Below are 19,916 nucleotides of genomic sequence, written 5' to 3'. Positions count from 1 at the left end.
GGGGCTTCAAACCACTATAGAGCCCCGACGCGTGGCGCCGGCGTGCGGCTGCCACTTCGAGGCAGGGAAGACGGGCTTATTGAACGCCAGGGATAGAAAAGAGCGCGCAGTCGATTCCGAAACCATCAGCGGAATTCTGCGGCGCATCATTGCCGAGAATGGCCGCGATCACGTTCGTGGCTATGCCTTTGCCATTCTATGCCTGGTGGTGGTGGCAGCCACGACGGGCTTCACGGCCTGGATCATGGAAACCGTGGTCAACGAGGCCTTCGCCAACCGGCGGTCCGATATCGTGCTCCTGATCTGCGGCGCCATCTTTGCCGCCTTCGTCCTGCGCGGGCTCGCCACCTACGGGCAGGCCGTGGCGCTCTCGAAGATCGGCAACAACATCGTCGCACGCTATCAGCGGCGGCTTTATGCGCATCTCATGGCGCTCAGCGTCGGCTATTTCCACGAGCATCGCTCGGCGCAGTTTGCCGCAAAGATCAGCCAGAACGTCAGCGGCATCCGCGACGTCCTGAACATGACCGTGACGTCGATCGCGCGCGACTTTCTGACCCTCATCGGCCTGATCGCCGTCATGTTCAGCAAGGACTGGCTGCTCTCGCTGATCGTCTTCCTCGTCGCGCCGCCCCTGCTTTTCGGCCTGCGCTACATTTCCAGGCGCCTGCGGGCGGCAACGCGCGAGTCTGTCGAGGTCAACAGCCGCGTTCTCGGGGCAATGCAGGAGACCATCCAGGGCGTCACCATCGTCAAGGCCTTCACGATGGAGGACCAGTTGCGCCGCAAGGTCGAGTCGATCATCGACCGCGCCGAAAACCGGGCGAACCGGATCGCGCGGCTCAGCGAGCGAACGGCGCCGATGACGGAAACCTTTGCCGGGCTCGCCATCTCCAGCGTGCTTGCCTATGCCGCCTTCCGGACCATCTATTACAACGTCCCGCCGGGCGCCTTCTTTGCTTTCGTCGCCGCGCTGCTGATGGCCTACGATCCGGCCCGGCGGCTGGCGCGCCTGCAGGTGTCGCTCGAACGCGCCGCCGTCAATGCGCGCATGATCTACGAGGTCCTCGACACGGTTCCCCATCAGCGGGACCGGCCCGACGCGACCGAGCTGAAGCTTGGCGCGGCAACAGTCGAGCTAAAGGACGTGCGCTTTGCCTATGGCAATGGCGACGAGATCCTCAAGGGCGTCAGCTTCCGCGCCGAGGGCGGCAAGACAACGGCGCTTGTCGGCCCCTCGGGCGCCGGAAAGTCGACGATCATCAGCCTTATACCGCGCTTCTACGATCCGCAGTCGGGTCAGATCCTGATCGACGGCCAGGACATCGCCGGCGTCACCAAGCAGTCGCTGCGCAACGGGCTCGCCTATGTCTCGCAGCAGCCCTACCTGTTCGAAGGCTCGATCCGCGACAACATCCGCTATGGCCGCCCGGATGCCACCGACGCGGAAATCGAGGAGGCCGCGCGGCTTGCCTATGCGCATGACTTCATCCTGGCGCAGCCGCAGGGCTACGACACGCCGGTCGGGGAGCATGGCGTGACCCTTTCCGGCGGTCAGCGTCAGCGCCTGTCGATCGCCCGGGCGCTGGTGCGCAACGCGCCCATTCTTCTTCTTGACGAGGCGACGTCGGCACTCGACACCGAGTCGGAAGCGGCCGTCCAGAAGGCGCTCGACCATGCCATGAGCGGCCGCACCGTCATCGTCATCGCCCACCGGCTCTCCACCATCGTGAACGCAGACAGGATCGTCGTCATGAGCGATGGCCGCGTCGTGGAAGAAGGCGCCCATGACGAGCTTGCGCGGCGTCCGGACGGGCTCTACGCTCGCCTGCACAATCTGCAAGGCCACAGCTCGGACGCCACCGCCGAGGCCGAAATCCTGTAAGAAGCGAGGACAGCGACGATGAGCGAAACGGAGATGAAGCTCGTGGTGGTCGGCGCGGGTGGTCGAATGGGGCAGACGCTGATCCGGACCGTCGCCGGCATGGAAGGGGTGCGGCTGCAGGCGGCGGTCGAGCGGCCCGGTTCGCCCTTTATCGGCCGCGACGCCGGCGAGCTTGCCGGTCTCGGCGCAATCGGAATTCCGGTCACGGACGATCCGCTCGAGGCCTTTCTTCACGCCGACGGCGTGCTTGATTTCACCGCCCCGGCCGGCACCGTCGAGTTTGCGGGCCTTGCCGCCCAGGCGCGAATCGTCCATGTCGTGGGCACGACCGGATGTTCTGCGGACGACGAGATGAAGATCCGCGCCGCCGCCCGCCACGCCCGCGTCGTCAAGTCCGGCAATATGAGCCTCGGCGTCAATCTGCTCGGCGTGCTGACGGAAACGGCGGCGCGCGCCCTTGCCGCTGCCCAATGGGACATCGAGATCCTGGAAATGCACCACAGGCACAAGGTCGACGCGCCATCCGGGACGGCGCTCCTCCTCGGCGAGGCGGCGGCCAAGGGACGGGGGATCGACCTCAGGGACCATTCCGTTCGGGTGCGCGACGGTCATACGGGCGCCCGGCCGCAGGGGACGATCGGTTTTGCGACGCTGCGCGGCGGATCGGTCATCGGCGAGCACTCCGTCATGCTCGCCGGCGAGGGCGAGGTGGTGACGCTGTCGCACAGCGCCACGGATCGCGCGATTTTCGCGCGCGGCGCCGTCACGGCGGCGCTCTGGGCTCGCGACCGAAAGCCCGGTTTCTATTCCATGCTCGACGTTCTCGGGCTCAACTGATCCATCAATCTCTTGAAGAGGAAATCGAAATGAGCGGCACACTCGTCCTCGTCCGGCACGGCCAGAGCGACTGGAACCTGAAGAACCTGTTCACCGGCTGGCGCGATCCGGACCTGACCGAGCTCGGCGTCGAAGAGGCGAAGAGGGGCGGCAAGGCGCTCGCGGACTACGGCATCAAGTTCGACATCGCCTTCACCTCCTCCCTCGTCCGCGCGCAGCGGACCTGCCAGCTGGTGCTCGACGCCGTCGGTCAATCGTCGCTGGAAACGATCCGCGACGAGGCGCTCAACGAGCGCGACTACGGCGATCTCTCCGGGCTCAACAAGGATGACGCCCGCAAGAAATGGGGCGAGGAGCAGGTCCACATCTGGCGCCGCTCCTATGACGTGCCGCCGCCCGGCGGCGAGAGCCTGCGCGACACCGGTGCCCGCGTCTGGCCCTACTATCTGACCGACATCCTGCCGCGCGTGCTTTCCGGCGAGAAGGTGCTGGTCGCTGCCCACGGCAACTCGCTGCGCGCGCTCGTCATGGTGCTCGACCGGCTCACGAAGGAAGAAGTCCTGAACCTCAACCTCGCGACCGGCGTGCCGATGGTCTACAAGCTGAAGTCGGACTCCACGGTCGCCTCCAAGGAAGTGCTCGGCGACATGTCGGGCGCGCATTGAGCGCCATATATCTGTTTTCAAGAAAGGGGCGCCGCGGCGCCCCTTTTATCGCCTCACGCCCTTCCTGCTTCCCAACCGAGAATCGCGCGTTTGCGCGTCAGGCCCCAATGGTAGCCGGTGAGCTCGCCACCCTTGCCAAGCGCGCGGTGGCAGGGCACGACGAAGGAGATCGGGTTACGGCCGACAGCCGCGCCGACGGCCCGGGACGCCGACGGCTGGCCGATCTCGTCCGCGATCCGGGAATAGGTCGTGGCCTTGCCGAAAGGCACCTTCAACAGCGCCTGCCAGACCCTCACCTGAAAATCCGAGCCGATCAGGAAGATCCGGAGCGGCTCCTCGGCTGACCAGCGATCCGAATCGAAGATGCGAGCGGCATAGCGGGTCGTCGCCGCGCTGTCCTCGATATAGGCCGCATTCGGCCACCGGCGCGCCATATCCTCGAAGCTTGCGCGCTCCTCGCCGGGATCGGCAAAGGCAAGACCCGCAAGCCCGCGATCGGTCACCATCACCAATGCCGTTCCGAACGGCGACGGGTGATAGCCGTAGCGAATGGTCAAGCCGCCGCCGCGCGCCTTCCATTCGCCGGGCGACATCGCCTCATGCGTGACGAAGAGATCGTGAAGCCGTCCCGGTCCGGAGAGTCCGACTTCGATACTCGCCTCCAGGAGCGGCATGTCTTCCTCGCGCAGCAGCCGCTTGGCACGATCGAGCGTGACGGCCTGAAGAAAGGCCTTTGGCGAAAGGCCCGCCCAACGGGTAAAGACCTTCTGCAATTGCGTCGGCGACTGACCCAGCCGGCCGGCAAGCCTCTCGAGTGATGGCTGTTCGCGATAGTCCTCCGTCAGCATCTCAATCACACGCCTGACCGTGTCGTAGTCGGTGCCGTCGGGGGTGATGTCCGTCGGGATGGATGTGGCGACGTTCATGGCTGATCTCCTGTCATGCCGCAGCTAACCACGCAGGGGAGCGGATAACCACCCGATTCCTGTCGCGTGGAATGCCCATGGCGCCGCGGGTCCCTCGGAGGCAAAATGCACTCATTCAATCGAATGACTGTGGGCCCTGAAATCGAAGTCGATTCAGCGGCGCATGCAGTTGCGCGACCTGGCCGTGGAGAGCGCCTGAGCAAAGGCAAGGGCAAAGCTTTCGCGGTCGTCGGGATTGAGGAACGAGCCAATATCGATCTGCCGGCCACGGCCGCCGATCCTCATCGAAACGATACCGATCTCCCGATGCCGCCTGATGATGAAACGGGCCCAGAAAGTGTTGAACCGGTGCTCGGTCATCCGCCCCGACGGTGCGAACTTTTTGACCGAGACGTCAGTGCGCGAAACGCTGACCTCCTCGCGGGCGCGGGCCGTGTGGTAGTTTAGCCAGAAGGCGCCGAAAAGAAGGAAGAAATCCCGGCCGAAGAAGAAGACGATCGGCCAGGCGCCGATGACCAGGAACACGACGGTATGAACGAGGCTCATCGCGCCGGCAATCATCAGCAGGATCTTAAAGCCCCTGAAGCCGAGGGAGCGATGCGGCGTAAGCTCCGCCGAAAAGATCGGCTGGTCCTCGATGTGTGGCTGGGCGTTGCCTTCGGTCATACCTAATGACTATAGATGCGCCATGAAAAACGTCAAATCACCGCCGCGAGCCTTGAGGTCGAAATCCGCGACGCCGCGGCGCGCCGGACGCAAGCGCAGCGCCTACAGCACGGCGGAAGTCGAGGAAATCTTTCGCCGCTTCTCGGTGCAGCGGCCGGATCCCAAGGGCGAGCTCGAGCATGTCAATGCTTTCACGCTGCTGGTCGCCGTCGCGCTTTCGGCCCAGGCAACGGACGTCGGCGTCAACAGGGCGACCCGCCCGCTCTTCGCCGTTGCCGACACGCCGGAGAAAATGCTGGCGCTCGGCGAAGAGAGACTGCGCGATTACATCAAGACGATCGGGCTCTACCGCAATAAGGCGAAGAACGTCATTGCGCTCTGCAAAAAGCTGATTAGCGACTTCGGCGGCGAAGTCCCGCGTACGCGCGAGGAACTGATCACCCTGCCGGGGGTCGGGCGCAAAACCGCCAACGTCGTCTTGCAGATGGCCTTCGGTCAGGCGGCGATCGCCGTCGACACGCACATTTTTCGCATTGCCAACCGCATACTTCTGGCGCCCGGCAAGACACCGGACGAGGTCGAGGCGCAGCTGCTGCGCGTGATCCCTGAAAAATATCTCTATCACGCGCATCACTGGCTGATCCTGCACGGCCGCTATGTCTGCAAGGCGCGCCGGCCGGAATGCGAACGCTGCGTCATCGCCGACCTCTGCAAATCGCCAGAGAAGAGCTGCGATATCCCGGCCCCGCTCGTGGAACTGCCGCCGCAGATCCTTCCCGTCGCCGGCTGACCGGCGGCGCAATCGCGGTCTTCACGGTGCGATCAGGCGATCGATCAGCCGGTCGATCGCATAGGCATAGTCCGCCCGCGCGGCGCCGGCATCGATCTCGAGCGCAGCCCGGTCGAAAGCGGCCGAGAGCAGGAAGGCCAGCGCCTTGATGGCCTTGTCGCCGAGACGACGCGGAGCCATGGCCGCCGCAAGCCCCTCCTCCAGCGTTCGTCCGCCATGAGCGGCGTCGATCGCCGCCATCTCGGTAACGCCGAGGACTGCCGGTCCGTCGAGCAGCAGGAGCCGGACCCTGCCGGGAACGGCCATGGCGTCGAAATAGGCGGCGGCGCCCGCAAGGAGCGTCTCGCGTGGCGCGAGGCCCGCACCAGCCAATTCTTCGATCGTTGCGGCGACCTTGTCTGCCTCCTTTTCGACCACGGCCCGAAACAGCGCCTTCTTGTCTTCGAAATGATGGTAGAGCGCACCGCGCGTCAGCCCTGCGGCAGCGACGACCTCCGGGGTCGCCGTTTCAGCATAACCCTTTGCGACGAAGAGTTCGCGGGCGGCATCGATTAGGGCCGTGCGCGTTTTGTCCGATCGTTCCCGGTTGGTGTTCCGGAGCCTTTTCCTTTGCATACATTCAGCCTGTATGTTAATAATGATACATGCAGATTGTATGTAATTGGAGAGGCGAGGAAAAGCATGAAATCGACAAGCTATTATCCCGTGATCATGACCGCCGACGTGCAGAGCACGTCCGACTTCTACATCGGCCATTTCCGCTTCCAGGCTCTCTTCAAGAGCGACTGGTATGTGCATCTCCAATCGACGGAGGACGAGCATGTGACGCTCGCAATCCTCGACTACCGCCACGCCACCGTGCCGGAAACGCATAGGGCGCCTGCGAGCGGCCTGCTTCTGAATTTCGAGGTCGACGATCCGGACCGGCTATATGCAGATGCGCAGGCGGCCGGCCTTCCGATCCTGAAGCCGATCTGCGACGAGGCGTTCGGCCAGCGTCACTTCATCACCGCCGATCCGAACGGCGTGATGATCGACATCATCAAGCCGATCCCGCCAAGCGGCGAATTCGCTGCACTGTACGAGCCGACGGCACTGCCGAAGTGATTATGCCCCTTTTGCTCGTTTCGGCTTCCAAATGCCCGGAAAACCGGTATTAACGATTACCGGCCATTCAGGAAACCGGACGGGGGCTCATGACAAGATTCGATGTTCTGACGATCGGCAATGCCATCGTCGATATCATTGCGCGCTGCGACGACAACTTCCTCGTGGAGAACGGCATCATCAAGGGCGCGATGAACCTCATCGACGCGGAGCGGGCGGAACTGCTCTATTCACGCATGGGCCCGGCGGTCGAAGCCTCGGGCGGCAGCGCCGGCAATACGGCGGCGGGTGTCGCCAGCCTCGGAGGGCGTGCCGCCTATTTCGGCAAGATCGCCGACGACCAGCTCGGCCAGATCTTCACCCATGACATCCGCGCCCAGGGCGTGCATTTCCAGACGAAGCCGCTCGAAGCCGTGCCGCCGACCGCGCGTTCGATGATCTTCGTGACCGAGGACGGCGAACGCTCGATGAACACCTATCTCGGCGCCTGCGTCGAGCTTGGTCCAGAGGATGTCGAGGCCGATGTGGTCGCCGAATCCAGGCTGACCTATTTCGAAGGGTACCTCTGGGATCCGCCGCGCGCCAAGGATGCGATCCGCGAGGCCGCGCGCATTGCCCATGCGCATGGCCGCGAAACGGCGATGACACTGTCCGACAGTTTCTGCGTGCACCGTTACCGCGACGAGTTCCTCGATCTGATGCGCTCGGGCACCGTCGACATCGTCTTCGCCAATCGGCAGGAAGCGCTGGCGCTTTACAAAACGGAGAATTTTGACCTGGCACTGGCGAAGCTCGCCAAGGACTGCAAGCTCGCCGCCGTGACGCTGAGCGAGGAAGGCTCTGTCGTCATCCGCGGCAACGAATGCGTGCGGGTGGGGGCAAGCGCAGTCCGGAATGTGGTCGACACCACCGGCGCCGGCGACCTCTATGCCGCCGGCTTCCTCCACGGCTATACGAGCGGCCGCTCGCTCGAAGACTGCAGCCGCCTCGGCAATCTGGCGGCGGGCATCGTCATAGGCCAGATCGGGCCGCGGCCGATGGTGTCGCTCGCCGATGCAGCCAGGGAAGCCGTGCTCCTCTGAGGCGAGGCCGAGGCCTATTTGAAGGCCTCGCCCGGGTACGCGCCCCAGATCTCGCTCTGCGCGATCCAGCCCTCCACCCCTTGCGTTTCGGCATGGCACCAGTCGCCGTTGCATTCACCGATGCGCAGTTGCACGCCCGGCTCCATACGGGCGACGATCGGCGCCGTACCCTGCGGATCGCGCCTTAGATTGACGAAGACGCCCTCGCCCTTGCCGCGCATCCATGGCGCGGCAAGGGCGGTGCGGTCGCCGGAAAGCAGCGCCTGGTTGACCCAGCCCTCCGTCCCGTCGGCATCGCGGACACGGCGCCAATTGTCGTATTCCTGGATGATCTCCACCGGAACGCCGGACTTGAGATAGCGGAACGCTACCGCATAATCGAGGCTTGGGCCTATTCTGAGATTGACGCTTCTCGCCTTCAGGCTGACGAAGCGGGGGAGCGGCAGTCCGCTCGGCCCCTTGGCCGCCTGGGCATGGGCGACGGACGTCAGGGCCGTTCCGAGGAACATGGCCAATAGCAGGGCAGAGGCGTTGAAAATGACATGACGCATGACGAAGCTCATCTTCCGTTCGTAAGCGAAGCTTTATCGATCCACCGCAATGGGCGCGGGTCGTTTCGAACCGACTCGGCCGCAATCTCGCGCGCCGGGCCGGGCACGCGTCGCAAATCCGGTATCTGGGCAGCGACTTTTAATTGTCTTCCCCACCGGGTCTGGTAGAAACTGCGGCTATAGGGAGAAACTATCGCCCAACTTGGTTAAGGACCCGTCAACGAGGGCCGCTCGCGCGCATGACAAGCAAGAAGAAGCCAACCGTCTACATCACCCGGAAACTGCCGGACGTCGTCGAAACCCGGATGCGCGAATTGTTCGACGCGGAGCTGAACATCGACGACTCGCCGCGCAGCCAGCCGGAGCTCGTCTCCGCGGTCAAGCGGGTCGACGTGCTGGTACCGACGGTGACGGACAGGATCGACGCGGCCCTGATCGAGCAGGCGGGGCCGCAGCTCAAGCTGATCGCCGCCTTTTCCAACGGCGTCGACAACATCGATGTCGATGCGGCCGCCCGCAAGGGCATCACCGTCACCAATACGCCCAACGTGCTGACGGAGGATACGGCCGACATGGTGATGGCACTCATCCTGGCTGTGCCGCGCCGGCTCGCCGAGGGTGCGCGCATCCTGACGGACCGCAAGGGCGAATGGGCGGGCTGGTCGCCGACATGGATGCTCGGCCGGCGCATTGCCGGCAAGCGCATCGGCATTCTCGGCATGGGGCGGATCGGTACTGCGGTCGCCCGCCGCGCCAGGGCGTTCGGCCTGTCCATCCACTATCACAACCGCCATCGCGTCAGCCCGGAAACCGAGGAAATGCTCGAGGCGACCTATTGGGACAGCCTCGACCAGATGCTCGCGCGGGTCGACATCGTCTCGGTCAACTGCCCCTCGACGCCGGCGACGTATCATCTCCTGTCAGCCCGGCGGCTGGCGCTGATGCGTCCGGACAGCTACATCGTCAACACGGCGCGTGGCGACGTTATCGACGAGACGGCGCTGATCAAGTGCCTGCGCGAGGGCAAGATCGCCGGCGCCGGCCTCGACGTCTTCGAGAACGAGCCGGCCGTCAATCCCAAGCTGATCAAGCTCGCCGGAGAAGGCAAGGTCGTGCTCCTGCCGCATATGAGCTCGGCCACGCTCGAGGGGCGCGTCGACATGGGCGAAAAAGTCGTGATCAACATCCGCACCTTCTTCGACGGCCACCGGCCGCCGGACCGCGTCTTGCCGGGGCGGGATTAGACTAAAGCGCCGGCCCGATCACCTTCCTCATCTCGATCGAGGTCGGTCCCGCGAAACCGGGATGGGAAGAGCGGCCCGCTTCGACGAAGCCCCAGGCCGCGAAGATCTTATGGTTCTCCGTGAGTTCGATGCGGGTCTGAAGCCTCAGCGCCGGGAGTGAAAGGCTGCGGGCCTTTTCCTCCGCAATGCCGATCAGATGCCGGCCGATCCCCTTTCCCTGGGAGGCAGGCGCAACCGCGAGTTTGCCAACATAGAGGCAATTCGGCTCGGGCTTCAGGAAGACGCAGCCGCGCAGCTCGCCGCCCGCGATCGCACCGAACGCGATCTCATCGCTCGTCTTCCGGCGCAGCGAGTCCACCGTCAAGGCGTGGGCAGAGGAGGGTGGATCGATCCGTCCATCCATATAGGCAAAGGCGGCGAGAATCAGCGCGAGCAGTTCGTCGTGGCGATCGAAGCCCGGATCTAATCGAATCGTGTCCATCAAGCTTTGCCGCGCCGGTAGCGGATCGTATTGAACTCGGCGGCCATCGCATCGTAGAGCAACAGCCGGCCAACCAGCGGCACGCCGATGCCCGTGACGAGCTTGATGGCTTCCATCGCTTGAAGCGTGCCGATGACGCCGGTGAGCGCGCCGACGATGCCGGCTTCGGCGCAGGCCGGCACAACTCCGGCCGGCGGCTTGGTCGGGAAGAGATCGCGGTAGGACGGGAGGGGATTTCCGCCAGCGTCGATTTCATAGGGCTTCAGCACGGTGACGGAGCCGTCGAAACGGCCGACGGCGCCGGTGACGAGCGGCACGCGGGCTGCTTCCGCCACGTCCGCCGCGAGATAGCGCGTTTCGAAATTGTCGGAGCCGTCGACGACGAGGTCGTATTGGCGGAAGATCGCTTCGGCATTGTCGCGCTGAAGCCTAAGCGCATGCGGCACGACCCTCACATGCGGGTTGAGGTCGGCGATCCGGTCCGCGGCGCTCTCGACTTTTGGCCGGTCGATATCGCTCGTGCCGTGGATGACCTGCCGCTGCAGGTTCGACAGCGACACCCGATCATCGTCGACGACACCCAGCGTTCCGACGCCGGCGGCGGCAAGATATTGCAGGACGGGCGCGCCGAGCCCGCCGGCGCCGACGACGAGCACGCGCGCGGCCTTCAGCTTCTGCTGGCCTGCGCCGCCGATCTCGGCCAGAACGATATGACGCGCATAGCGGGCGATTTCGGAGGGATCGAGGGCTGCTGCGGTCATTTCCTTCTCCGTCTGGATATTCGCCGAAGCGGACTTCGGCAGTGCCGATGTCACTCCGAAATGCGGCCGTTTGCAACTGTCAGGTAGCGCCCCCGCTCGCCGAGCGCCTCGAACATCGCCCGATCCGTGCCGGTCATGAAGGCCTGTCCGCCGAGTTCATCGACGCGATCGAAAAGGGCCGCACGCCGCCTGCGGTCGAGATGGGCGGCGATCTCGTCGAGAAGCAGGACCGGTGCATGGCCGGTCATCTCGCCGACGAGGCGCGCATGGGCAAGCACCAGTCCGATCAGGAGCGCCTTCTGCTCGCCGGTCGAACAGCGTTCCGCCTCCATGTCCTTTTCGTGGTGGCGGATCAGCAGATCGCTGCGGTGCGGGCCGTCGAGCGTGCGGCCCGCGGCGGCGTCACAGGGGCGGCCTTCCTGCAGCATGGCGAGATAGCGCTGCTCGACGTCATAGGCCGGCAGGTCGTGGCAATCGTCGAGGAACCCGGAAAGCGAAAGGCGGGCAGTGGGGAAGGAGCCGTTCGCCCGGTTGCGCTCGACAAGACCCGCGAGCAGGCCCAGCATTTCCAGCCGCGCGCGCGCCATCGATACGCCGAGCCCCGCCATTTCGCGCTCGATCGCCGAAAGCCAGGAAGGATCCGGCCGGAACTCCGAAAGCAGGCGGTTGCGGCTGCGCATGGCGCGGTCGAACTCGCTCGCCCGCCGCCCGTGTTCGGGATCGAGCGAAAGCACCAGCCGGTCGAGAAAGCGGCGGCGATCGCCGGCCGGGCCGGTGAAGAGCCCGTCCATGGCCGGCGTCAGCCAGAGCACGCGCAGGTGGTCGGTAAGTTCGTCGACCGTGCGTGCCGGCGTGCCGTTGAGCCTCAGCCGGCGCGACTGCCCTTCTTCCCCGCCCGCCGTCCCCGTGCCGATTTCGACCGGCCCCGCCATGCCGTCGACCACGGCATATACGGAAAAGCCGTCCGCGGCGCCGACGCGCGCCACATCCGCGTAAGCGGCGCGACGCAGGCCGCGCCCGGGTGACAGGAAGGAGATCGCCTCCATGAGATTTGTCTTGCCCGCACCGTTTTCGCCGGTCAGCACCACATGACGCGGGTCGAGATCAAACGCCACCGAAGCGTAGTTGCGAAAGTCAGTGAGCTTGAGGCGCGTAATGTAGACCTTGTGGGGCATTGCGGGTCCGGATTCGACGTTCCTGTCAGGTAGGACGAAAGGCGAGCCAAGGCAAGGCGAAAGACCGCGCCCGGGCGCCGCCTGTTCTTCCGCGGACGGACCCAAAGTTGGCACGAACGCTGTTCGACGATATATTCTCCCCACCTAATGAACGTGCCGGAAGCGCAGGGAGTTTGACGAACAGAAGAGCAGAAAACCGGGAGGAGACGATGGTTGACGTCAAATGGACAATCAAGGGCCGTGAATTCATTCATTGTAATTGCGCCTATGGCTGCCCCTGTCAGTACAATGCCCTGCCGACGCAAGGGAATTGCCGCGCGATCGGCGTGGTGGAGATCGAGCAGGGGCACCATGGCGATACCCGGCTCGATGGCCTGCGATGCGGCATGATCGTCGCCTGGCCGGGCGCGATCCATGAGGGCGGCGGCGAGGTCGTGCCGATCGTCGATGAGCGCGCTTCCGAGGAGCAGCGCGGGGCACTGTTGCGGATCATGAGCGGACAGGACACCGAGCCCGGCGCGACGTTCTTCCAAGTGTTCTCGACGACTTTCGAGAAGGTCCACGATCCGGTTTTCGCACCGATCGAGTTCGAAATGGACGTGGATGGCCGCACGGCCCGCGTCAACGTTCCGGGCTGGATCGAGGCGCGCGGAGAGCCTATCGTCAATCCGGTGACCGGGACACCCCATCGCGCCCGCCTCACGCTACCGGACGGCTTCGAATACGATACCTGCGAGGTGGGGCGCGGCTGGGCAACGGCGACGGGTCCGGTGTCCGTCTCGCTCTCGGATTCGCACGCGCATTTCGCGAAGCTCCACATGACCGAAAGCGGCGTGGTCCACTGACGCCATGGCTGATAGTGCGCTTGTGAGCCTCTTGCGGCGCGACCGGATGATCGTCGCCGCCTCGCTCGCCACGCTGACGGCGATCTCCTGGATCTACATCCTGTGGCTGGCTGCGACCATGGATATGGGCGGCATGGCCGTGCCCGGAACAGATATAGGCATGGGCACGAATATGGGCATGGGCGCGGATATGCACATGCCGGCGGAAACCGGCAGGTCCCTGGGGACGGATCAGCAAGCCGGCGGACTTGCCTCGGTTCTCGGCCTCGAGCCGCGGCCGTGGAGCGCGGTGGAGGCCGGCGTCATGGCGACGATGTGGATCGTCATGATGGTCGGCATGATGCTTCCCTCGGCGACGCCGATGATCCTTCTCTATGCGCATGTGGGGCGGCACAGCCTGCGCCAGGGGAAGCCCTTCGCCGCAACCGGCTTTTTTGCGGGCGGCTACCTGCTCGCCTGGACGGGCTTCGCGCTCGCCGCAACGCTCGGACAATGGCTGCTCGAAGGAACGCTGCTGTCGCCGGCGCTCGCAAGCGCCAGCCGCGTCTTCAGCGGCATCGTGCTGGTGGTGGTGGGACTTTACCAGTGGACCCCGCTCAAGGACGCCTGCCTCAGTCATTGCCAGGCGCCGATCGTTTTCATCCAGACCCATGGGGGCTTTCGCCGCGATCCGCGCGGCGCAGTCGCACTCGGCTTTCGCCATGGACTTTATTGCGTCGGCTGCTGCTGGGCCCTGATGGCTCTGCTTTTCGTCGGCGGCATCATGAATGTGCTGTGGATCGCGGCGATCGCTGGCTTGGTTCTCGTCGAGAAGCTGGTGCGCGCCGGGCGCGTTCTTCCCCGTGCGGCCGGCGCGGTGCTCATTGCGGCAGGCCTCTGGCAATTGCTGCCGGGGACGCTCTGACCCAAGCGGAGATTGAGCCCGGCCCGATGTCTGCTTTTGCGCGTCCTGGCCGTCACTCGCTCAACGTGTCGAAGAAATCCTTCATGCGGGAGAAGAAGCCCGCCGACTGCGGATTGTTCTCCTTCGAGGAGATCTGCTCGAACTCCTGCAGGAGTTCTCGCTGTCGCTTGGTGAGCTTCTGCGGCGTCTCGATCTGGATCTGGATATAGAGATCGCCCATCTGGCTGGAGCGCAGCACCGGCATACCCTTGCCCTTCAGGCGGAACTGCTTACCGGCCTGGGTGCCTTCGGGCACCGTCACCCGGGATTTCGTTCCGTCGAGCGTGGTCACGTCGAACTTGCCGCCGAGCGCCCCCGTCGTCATCGAGATCGGAACGCTGCAATAGAGATCGGCGCCGTCGCGCTGGTAGAACTCATGCGGCCTCACCGAAAGGAAAATATACAGGTCGCCCGGCGGACCGCCGCGAAGCCCGGCCTCGCCCTCGCCGGAAAGGCGAATGCGCGTGCCGTCCTCGATACCGGCCGGGATATTGACCGAGAGCGTGCGCTCCTCCATCACCCGGCCCTGGCCGTGACACTTTGTGCAGGGATCGGTGATCGTCTGGCCACGGCCGCCGCAGCTCGGACAGGTGCGTTCGATCGAAAAGAAGCCCTGGGCGGCGCGGATGCGGCCGCTGCCATGGCAGGTCGAGCAGGTTTTCGGACTGGTGCCGGGCTTGGCGCCCGTTCCGGTGCAGACGTCGCAAGTGACGGAGGTGGGCACACGGATCTGCGCCGTCTTGCCCGTATAGGCCTCCTCGAGCGTGATCTCCATGTTGTAGCGGAGATCCGCTCCGCGCTCGCGCCCACCCGTCGAGCGGCGCTGGCGGCCGCCCATCATCTCGCCGAAGATGTCCTCGAAAATGTCGGAGAAGCCGCTGGCGCCGCCGCCCGCGAAGCCGTTGCCCATGCCACCCTGCTCGAAGGCCGCATGGCCGTAGCGGTCGTAGGCCGCCCGCTTCTGCGGGTCCTTCAACATCTCATAGGCTTCGTTGATTTCCTTGAAGGTTCGTTCCGCTTCCGTGTCACCGGGATTACGATCCGGATGATACTTCATCGCCAGTTTGCGGAAGGCGCTCTTCAGCTCCTTCTCGTCTGCGTTCTTTCCCACGCCAAGCGTTTCGTAAAGATCACGTTTCATGCTTCAAAGATTGTCCTGTTCACAGGGCTTGCCAGCGCGAAGGATCCGACGGATGCGAATGTCTTGCACAGGATTTAGTAAACCTGAAAGCGCCATACCATAGTCCGAGCGGTTTTTATCGGAAATATCTCACTTTTGCTGCCGCACCGAACCCGCTGGCAAACTCTTCCGGCGCGCTCGAGCCGGCTCCTGCCCGTCGGCCATCGGCGCCCGTCTACCGCTTCGGATGCTTCGGGCAAGAGAAAAGCCCGGGATCGCTCCCGGGCTCGGTTGCGGCAGGACGGCGTTATGCAGACCGCTTGCGGTCGTCCTCGTCCTTGACCTCTTCATAATCGGCGTCGACGACGTCCTCGCCATCGCGCTTGGCGTCGGCTGCCGCGTCGGCATTGGCGGCTTCGGCCTGCTGCGCTTCATAGATGGCCTGGCCAAGCTTCATGGAAACTTCCATGAGCGTGTTGGTCTTGGCCTTGATGTCCTCGGCGTCCGGCTCGGCGACCTCGACGGCGGACTTCAGCGCCGCAATGGCGTCTTCGATCGCCTTGCGGTCCGTTTCCGACACCTTGTCGCCATATTCCTTCAGCGACTTCTCCGAGGAGTGGATCAGGCTTTCGGCCTGGTTCTTGGACTCGACCGCTTCGCGGCGCTTCTTGTCGGCTTCGGCATTGGCTTCGGCATCCTTCACCATCTTCTCGATGTCGGCATCGGAAAGTCCACCGGAGGCCTGGATGCGGATCTGGTGTTCCTTGCCCGTACCCTTGTCCTTTGCCGATACCTGGACGATGCCGTTGGCGTCGATGTCGAAGGTCACCTCGATCTGCGGCACACCGCGCGGCGCCGGCGGAATGCCGACGAGATCGAACTGGCCGAGCAGCTTGTTGTCTGCCGCCATTTCACGCTCGCCCTGCGAGACGCGGATGGTCACGGCGGACTGGTTGTCGTCGGCCGTCGAGAAGACCTGGCTCTTCTTCGTCGGGATCGTCGTGTTGCGCTCGATCAGACGGGTGAAGACGCCGCCGAGCGTTTCGATGCCGAGCGACAGCGGGGTCACGTCGAGCAGCAGCACGTCCTTGACGTCGCCCTGCAGAACGCCGGCCTGGATGGCGGCGCCCATCGCGACCACCTCATCCGGGTTGACGCCCTTGTGCGGCTCCTTGCCGAACAGCTGCTTCACGGTTTCCTGGACCTTCGGCATGCGGGTCATGCCGCCGACGAGAACGACTTCGTCGATTTCGGCAGCCGAGACCCCGGCATCCTTCAGCGCCGCCTTGCAGGGGGCGATCGTCTTCTGGATGAGATCCTCGACCAGGCTTTCGAACTTGGCGCGCGACAGCTTCATCGTCAGGTGCTTCGGACCGCTTGCATCGGCCGTGATGAACGGCAGGTTGATTTCGGTCTGCTGCGAGGACGACAGCTCGATCTTCGCCTTTTCGGCTGCCTCTTTCAGGCGCTGCAGCGCGAGCTTGTCGTTCTTGAGGTCGATGCCCTGCTCCTTCTTGAACTCGGCCGCGAGGTACTCGACGAGACGCATGTCGAAGTCTTCACCGCCGAGGAAGGTGTCGCCGTTGGTGGACTTCACCTCGAAGACGCCGTCGCCGATTTCGAGCACCGAGATATCGAAGGTGCCGCCGCCCAGGTCGTAGACGGCGATTGTCTTGCCTTCCTTCTTGTCGAGGCCGTAGGCGAGCGCGGCCGCAGTCGGCTCGTTGATGATGCGCAGCACTTCGAGACCGGCGATCTTGCCGGCGTCCTTGGTGGCCTGGCGCTGGGCGTCGTTGAAGTAGGCGGGGACGGTGATGACGGCCTTCTCGACCTTTTCACCGAGATAGGATTCGGCGGTCTCCTTCATCTTCTGAAGGATCATCGCGGAGATCTGCGACGGCGAGTAGGTCTTGCCGTGCGCCTCCACCCAGGCGTCGCCATTGTCGGCCTTGATGATCTTGTAGGGGACCATCCCCTTGTCCTTCTGCGTCGTCGGGTCCGCGAAAGTGCGGCCGATGAGGCGCTTGATCGCAAAAAGGGTATTTTCCGGATTGGTGACCGCCTGGCGCTTGGCCGGCTGGCCGACGAGGCGTTCGCCGTCGTCCGTGAAGGCCACCATCGAGGGGGTCGTGCGCGCGCCCTCGGCGTTTTCGATCACCTTCGCGTCCTTTCCGTCCATGACGGCGACGCAGGAGTTCGTCGTTCCGAGGTCGATACCAATAACTTTAGCCATGTCGTTCTCTCCTTACAGCGGACTGTCGGAACCCCGGTCAGGCATTCATGGGACAGCCCCTAGCGGGATGGTCTTCAATTGGAACGCAGCGACGGGCTGCGTCGATGCGGCGTATATAAGGACCGGCGTATCGGACTGCAAGGCATTCTGCGGCTTGAGCAGCGGCAAATACAAGCCGCTTTTTGCACATCGGCAAAGCCCGTCCGCAAAGGGGATTCGCCGCCCGCACCGCAGTTCGGGGCGGAAGCCCCGTCAGCCGCCGGTCAAAAGCTCGAACAGCGTCGTGCGGCGGGTCGTTCCCGTCGCCTCGCCGACGCCGGCCGGTGGCATCGGACCGCTGCCGGCCGGCTCTCCCGCCGGGCGCGTCTGATCGACCGCGAGCGCACCGTCGACGGGCGGAGGTTCGGGGAAAGCCTCGGCGTCGCCCCCGACAAAGCCATCGCCATTCGCAAGTGCGCCGGCAACAGCGCCGCCCTGATCGAAAACCGGCTGCACACCGGTCGTGCCGAAGAGCGGCGAAGGCGACAGGCCCCTATGGGCAGCGACCATGAAATCGTGCCAGGCTTTGGCCGGCAAGCCGCCGCCGGTCACCTTCTTCATCGACTTGCCGTCATCATTGCCGAACCAGACGCCGGTCGTCAGGTTGGAGGTATAGCCCACGAACAGCGCGTCGCGGAAGGACTGCGTCGTGCCGGTCTTGCCCGCCACCTCCCAGTCCGGGAGGCGGGCCCTCTTGCCGGTGCCGTTCGTCAGCACGCGCACCATCATCTGGTTCATCTCGCTGACGATCGCCGGATCGAGCACGCGCGGCGGATTGTCGTAGGTGTTTTCGTAGAGCACGGTTCCGTCCGCGGTGGAAATGCGGCGGATGACATGCGGCGTCGCCTTGAAGCCGCCATTCATGAAGGGCGCATAGGCCGAGGTAAGCTCGACGAGGCTCACCTCCGACGTTCCGAGCGCGATCGAGGCGTTCGCCTGCATCTCGGAATCGATCCCGAGCCGATGCGCGAGCTTGACCACGTTCTGCGGCCCGACCTCCATGACCAGCTGGGCGGCGATCGTGTTCAGCGAATTGGCCAGCGCATCGGCGAGCGTCACCTCGCCGCGATATTTCTGGTCATAGTTCTCCGGCGTCCAGTTGCCGATCCGGACCGGCGCATCGTTGCGGACCGACATCGGCGTGCGGCCGATTTCGAGCGCGGCCGCATAGACGAAGGGCTTGAAGGCGGAACCCGGTTGGCGCTTCGCCTTGGAGGCGCGGTCGAACTGGCTTTCGGCATAGTCCCTGCCGCCGACGAGCGCCCGGATGGCGCCGGTGCCGTCGATCGAGACGAGGGCTGCCTGGGCGGCATTGAGCTTGCCACCCTCCTCGTCGAGCGTGGCGGCGATGACCTCCTCGGCCTTTTTTTCCAGCGCCAGGTCGATGGTGGTGTCGACGATCAGGTCCTGCTTGATCTCGCCGATCATGCCGGGAAGCTGGTCCATCACCATGTCGGCGACGTAATACTGCGCTCCCGACCAGAAGCTTTTCGCCCGCGTCGGCGTTTGCGACATCGCCGTCTTGATCTCGGCGTCGGTGATGTAGCCTTCCTCGCGCATTGCGCCGAGCACCACCTGAGCGCGCTCCTCGGCTGCTTCCGGGTCGCGCGCGGGCGAGAGGCGCGAAGGCGCCTTCAAGAGGCCGGCAAGCATCGCCGCCTCGCCGAGATTGACGTCGCGCGCCGACTTGTTGAAATAGCGCCGCGCCGCAGCCTCGACACCATAGGCGTTGGAGCCGAAGAAGACGCGGTTCAGATACATCGTCAGGATCTGGTCCTTCGTGTATTTGTGCTCGAGCCAGAGCGCGAGCAGAACCTCCTGCACCTTGCGTTCGAGCGTACGCTCGGGCGAAAGGAACAGGTTCTTGGCGAGCTGCTGCGTCAACGTCGAGCCGCCCTGGACCATGCGGCCGCTCGTAAGATTTGTCAGCATGGCGCGCGCGAGCCCCAGCGGGTCGACGCCGAAATGCCAGTAGAAGCGGCGATCCTCGATGGCGATCACCGCCTGCGGGATGTAGGGCGACATCTCCTCGAGCGCGAGCGCCTCGCCGCCGGTCGCGCCGCGATTGGCGATGATGTCGCCGTCGACCGCGAGGATCTTGACGTTCGGCGGCCGGTCCGGGATCGTCCAGGTCGTCGCGCTCGGCATGCGCGCGCCATAATAGAGGACGAGCCCGCCGACACCGATCGCACCCCAGATGCCGAGCACGATGCACCAGTAGAAGAGGCGGCGCGCAAGGCCGAAGAAACCCCCGCCGGAGCCGCCCCGGCGGCGCCCGCCGCGAGGTTCGCGCCGCTTCTTCGATGCACTCCGGGCGCGATTCGCCACTCGACCCCCGCCGCTCACGCGGTCGGTCGCGTCGACGCGCAGGCCGTCGTCCTCATCGTCGCCAAAGGAAGGTTCGATCCGCTGTCCTGATTTTCTGCTCGCCATGCCGGAAGGATATGTCCCCTGGATCACGATGATGGTCAATCAAAACGCGATCGATTCTGATAGGTCGGCGCCGGACAGGGCGGAAATCCCGCTATTGTTCCTGATCCCGCTCCGATCGTCGGCCCGCTTCACC

At 64.6% G+C, this 19,916-nt stretch carries 19 protein-coding genes; 9 read left to right on the top strand and 10 right to left on the bottom strand.

Going from position 1 to position 19,916, the window contains the following annotated elements; all coding sequences use genetic code 11:
- The first annotated feature begins 79 nt into the window (after positions 1–79).
- Genes EKH55_RS16725 through EKH55_RS16715 form a run of 3 tightly spaced genes read left to right on the top strand, consistent with a single transcriptional unit; the run spans position 80 to position 3,387 of the window.
- Positions 80–1,885: an ABC transporter ATP-binding protein gene (locus tag EKH55_RS16725; RefSeq protein ID WP_069459902.1), complete on the top strand. Its 1,806-nt coding sequence runs from the start codon at positions 80–82 to the stop codon at positions 1,883–1,885.
- A gap of 18 nt (positions 1,886–1,903) precedes the next feature.
- On the top strand, positions 1,904–2,722 hold the full coding sequence (gene dapB / locus EKH55_RS16720) for a 4-hydroxy-tetrahydrodipicolinate reductase (RefSeq protein WP_069459903.1): 819 nt from the start codon (positions 1,904–1,906) through the stop codon (positions 2,720–2,722).
- A gap of 29 nt (positions 2,723–2,751) precedes the next feature.
- Entirely contained in the window at positions 2,752–3,387 is a 636-nt protein-coding gene (locus tag EKH55_RS16715; protein WP_151611859.1) for a 2,3-bisphosphoglycerate-dependent phosphoglycerate mutase, read from the top strand.
- Positions 3,388–3,440: 53 nt separating this feature from the next.
- Here EKH55_RS16715 and EKH55_RS16710 read toward each other — a convergent pair whose 3' ends face one another.
- Both EKH55_RS16710 and EKH55_RS16705 read right to left on the bottom strand, forming a co-directional pair.
- Positions 3,441–4,313 carry a methylated-DNA--[protein]-cysteine S-methyltransferase gene (locus EKH55_RS16710; protein WP_069459905.1) on the bottom strand — a complete coding sequence of 291 codons (873 nt, stop codon included), beginning with the start codon at positions 4,311–4,313 and terminating at the stop codon, positions 3,441–3,443.
- 153 nt (positions 4,314–4,466) lie between these two features.
- A complete protein-coding gene (locus EKH55_RS16705) occupies positions 4,467–4,979 on the bottom strand; it encodes a DUF2244 domain-containing protein (RefSeq protein ID WP_151611858.1) in 513 nt (170 codons plus the stop codon).
- A 22-nt stretch (positions 4,980–5,001) separates the two neighbouring features.
- Here EKH55_RS16705 and nth point away from each other — a divergent pair, with 22 nt between their 5' ends.
- Complete coding sequence (nth, locus tag EKH55_RS16700; RefSeq protein ID WP_069459907.1) at positions 5,002–5,769, top strand: endonuclease III; 768 nt, start codon at positions 5,002–5,004, stop codon at positions 5,767–5,769.
- A 21-nt stretch (positions 5,770–5,790) separates the two neighbouring features.
- On the opposite strand, the gene EKH55_RS16695 is transcribed toward nth, so the two are convergent.
- Complete coding sequence (locus EKH55_RS16695) at positions 5,791–6,384, bottom strand: TetR/AcrR family transcriptional regulator (protein ID WP_069459908.1); 594 nt, start codon at positions 6,382–6,384, stop codon at positions 5,791–5,793.
- 66 nt (positions 6,385–6,450) lie between these two features.
- Between EKH55_RS16695 and EKH55_RS16690 the strand changes: the two genes are divergently transcribed.
- Complete coding sequence (locus EKH55_RS16690; protein WP_069459909.1) at positions 6,451–6,876, top strand: VOC family protein; 426 nt, start codon at positions 6,451–6,453, stop codon at positions 6,874–6,876.
- 89 nt (positions 6,877–6,965) lie between these two features.
- Positions 6,966–7,958, top strand: a complete 993-nt coding sequence (locus tag EKH55_RS16685; RefSeq protein WP_069459910.1) for an adenosine kinase — start codon at positions 6,966–6,968, stop codon at positions 7,956–7,958.
- Between the two features lie 14 nt (positions 7,959–7,972).
- Here EKH55_RS16685 and EKH55_RS16680 read toward each other — a convergent pair whose 3' ends face one another.
- Positions 7,973–8,521 carry an SH3 domain-containing protein gene (locus EKH55_RS16680; RefSeq protein WP_083265386.1) on the bottom strand — a complete coding sequence of 183 codons (549 nt, stop codon included), beginning with the start codon at positions 8,519–8,521 and terminating at the stop codon, positions 7,973–7,975.
- A gap of 227 nt (positions 8,522–8,748) precedes the next feature.
- Here EKH55_RS16680 and EKH55_RS16675 point away from each other — a divergent pair, with 227 nt between their 5' ends.
- A complete protein-coding gene (locus EKH55_RS16675) occupies positions 8,749–9,753 on the top strand; it encodes a 2-hydroxyacid dehydrogenase (RefSeq protein ID WP_069459911.1) in 1,005 nt (334 codons plus the stop codon).
- Between the two features lies 1 nt (position 9,754).
- On the opposite strand, the gene EKH55_RS16670 is transcribed toward EKH55_RS16675, so the two are convergent.
- The 3 genes from EKH55_RS16670 to recF are packed head-to-tail and all read right to left on the bottom strand — an operon-like array spanning position 9,755 to position 12,170.
- On the bottom strand, positions 9,755–10,234 hold the full coding sequence (locus EKH55_RS16670) for a GNAT family N-acetyltransferase (RefSeq protein WP_069459912.1): 480 nt from the start codon (positions 10,232–10,234) through the stop codon (positions 9,755–9,757).
- Positions 10,234–10,995 (bottom strand): molybdopterin-synthase adenylyltransferase MoeB, encoded by a 762-nt coding sequence (locus tag EKH55_RS16665; RefSeq protein WP_151611857.1) that lies wholly within the window; start codon positions 10,993–10,995, stop codon positions 10,234–10,236. The genes EKH55_RS16670 and EKH55_RS16665 overlap by 1 nt, the downstream gene beginning before the upstream one ends.
- Before the next feature lie 50 nt (positions 10,996–11,045).
- Positions 11,046–12,170, bottom strand: a complete 1,125-nt coding sequence (recF, locus tag EKH55_RS16660; RefSeq protein ID WP_151611856.1) for a DNA replication/repair protein RecF — start codon at positions 12,168–12,170, stop codon at positions 11,046–11,048.
- 209 nt (positions 12,171–12,379) lie between these two features.
- Between recF and EKH55_RS16655 the strand changes: the two genes are divergently transcribed.
- Complete coding sequence (locus tag EKH55_RS16655) at positions 12,380–13,015, top strand: DUF1326 domain-containing protein (RefSeq protein WP_069459914.1); 636 nt, start codon at positions 12,380–12,382, stop codon at positions 13,013–13,015.
- A gap of 4 nt (positions 13,016–13,019) precedes the next feature.
- On the top strand, positions 13,020–13,919 hold the full coding sequence (locus EKH55_RS16650) for a DUF2182 domain-containing protein (RefSeq protein ID WP_151611855.1): 900 nt from the start codon (positions 13,020–13,022) through the stop codon (positions 13,917–13,919).
- Positions 13,920–13,971: 52 nt separating this feature from the next.
- On the opposite strand, the gene dnaJ is transcribed toward EKH55_RS16650, so the two are convergent.
- From dnaJ to EKH55_RS16635, 3 genes are all read right to left on the bottom strand, one after another.
- Positions 13,972–15,099, bottom strand: coding sequence for a molecular chaperone DnaJ (gene dnaJ, locus EKH55_RS16645; RefSeq protein ID WP_151611854.1), 1,128 nt, complete (start codon positions 15,097–15,099; stop codon positions 13,972–13,974).
- A 286-nt stretch (positions 15,100–15,385) separates the two neighbouring features.
- A complete protein-coding gene (gene dnaK / locus EKH55_RS16640) occupies positions 15,386–17,311 on the bottom strand; it encodes a molecular chaperone DnaK (protein WP_151611853.1) in 1,926 nt (641 codons plus the stop codon).
- A gap of 252 nt (positions 17,312–17,563) precedes the next feature.
- Complete coding sequence (locus tag EKH55_RS16635) at positions 17,564–19,783, bottom strand: transglycosylase domain-containing protein (RefSeq protein WP_151611852.1); 2,220 nt, start codon at positions 19,781–19,783, stop codon at positions 17,564–17,566.
- Between the last annotated feature and the right edge of the window lie 133 nt (positions 19,784–19,916).

Origin of the sequence: Sinorhizobium alkalisoli (assembly GCF_008932245.1) — a bacterium.
Classification (GTDB): Bacteria; Pseudomonadota; Alphaproteobacteria; order Rhizobiales; family Rhizobiaceae; genus Sinorhizobium; species Sinorhizobium alkalisoli.
The sequence above is the reverse complement of the archived record's forward strand: the minus strand, read 5'-3'. Positions and strand labels throughout refer to the sequence as shown.

Bases quoted from the DNA above. Each gene is read 5' to 3' on its own strand.
- EKH55_RS16655 (WP_069459914.1), top strand. From the start codon at position 12,380: ATGGTTGACGTCAAATGGACAATCAAGGGCCGTGAATTCATTCATTGT.
- EKH55_RS16650 (WP_151611855.1), top strand. From the start codon at position 13,020: ATGGCTGATAGTGCGCTTGTGAGCCTCTTGCGGCGCGACCGGATGATC.
- EKH55_RS16690 (WP_069459909.1), top strand. From the start codon at position 6,451: ATGAAATCGACAAGCTATTATCCCGTGATCATGACCGCCGACGTGCAG.
- EKH55_RS16680 (WP_083265386.1), bottom strand. From the start codon at position 8,521: ATGAGCTTCGTCATGCGTCATGTCATTTTCAACGCCTCTGCCCTGCTA.
- EKH55_RS16685 (WP_069459910.1), top strand. From the start codon at position 6,966: ATGACAAGATTCGATGTTCTGACGATCGGCAATGCCATCGTCGATATC.
- nth (WP_069459907.1), top strand. From the start codon at position 5,002: ATGAAAAACGTCAAATCACCGCCGCGAGCCTTGAGGTCGAAATCCGCG.
- EKH55_RS16675 (WP_069459911.1), top strand. From the start codon at position 8,749: ATGACAAGCAAGAAGAAGCCAACCGTCTACATCACCCGGAAACTGCCG.
- dapB (WP_069459903.1), top strand. From the start codon at position 1,904: ATGAGCGAAACGGAGATGAAGCTCGTGGTGGTCGGCGCGGGTGGTCGA.
- EKH55_RS16670 (WP_069459912.1), bottom strand. From the start codon at position 10,234: ATGGACACGATTCGATTAGATCCGGGCTTCGATCGCCACGACGAACTG.
- EKH55_RS16635 (WP_151611852.1), bottom strand. From the start codon at position 19,783: ATGGCGAGCAGAAAATCAGGACAGCGGATCGAACCTTCCTTTGGCGAC.
- dnaK (WP_151611853.1), bottom strand. From the start codon at position 17,311: ATGGCTAAAGTTATTGGTATCGACCTCGGAACGACGAACTCCTGCGTC.
- EKH55_RS16710 (WP_069459905.1), bottom strand. From the start codon at position 4,313: ATGAACGTCGCCACATCCATCCCGACGGACATCACCCCCGACGGCACC.
- EKH55_RS16705 (WP_151611858.1), bottom strand. From the start codon at position 4,979: ATGACCGAAGGCAACGCCCAGCCACACATCGAGGACCAGCCGATCTTT.
- dnaJ (WP_151611854.1), bottom strand. From the start codon at position 15,099: ATGAAACGTGATCTTTACGAAACGCTTGGCGTGGGAAAGAACGCAGAC.
- EKH55_RS16695 (WP_069459908.1), bottom strand. From the start codon at position 6,384: ATGCAAAGGAAAAGGCTCCGGAACACCAACCGGGAACGATCGGACAAA.
- EKH55_RS16665 (WP_151611857.1), bottom strand. From the start codon at position 10,995: ATGACCGCAGCAGCCCTCGATCCCTCCGAAATCGCCCGCTATGCGCGT.
- EKH55_RS16715 (WP_151611859.1), top strand. From the start codon at position 2,752: ATGAGCGGCACACTCGTCCTCGTCCGGCACGGCCAGAGCGACTGGAAC.
- recF (WP_151611856.1), bottom strand. From the start codon at position 12,170: ATGCCCCACAAGGTCTACATTACGCGCCTCAAGCTCACTGACTTTCGC.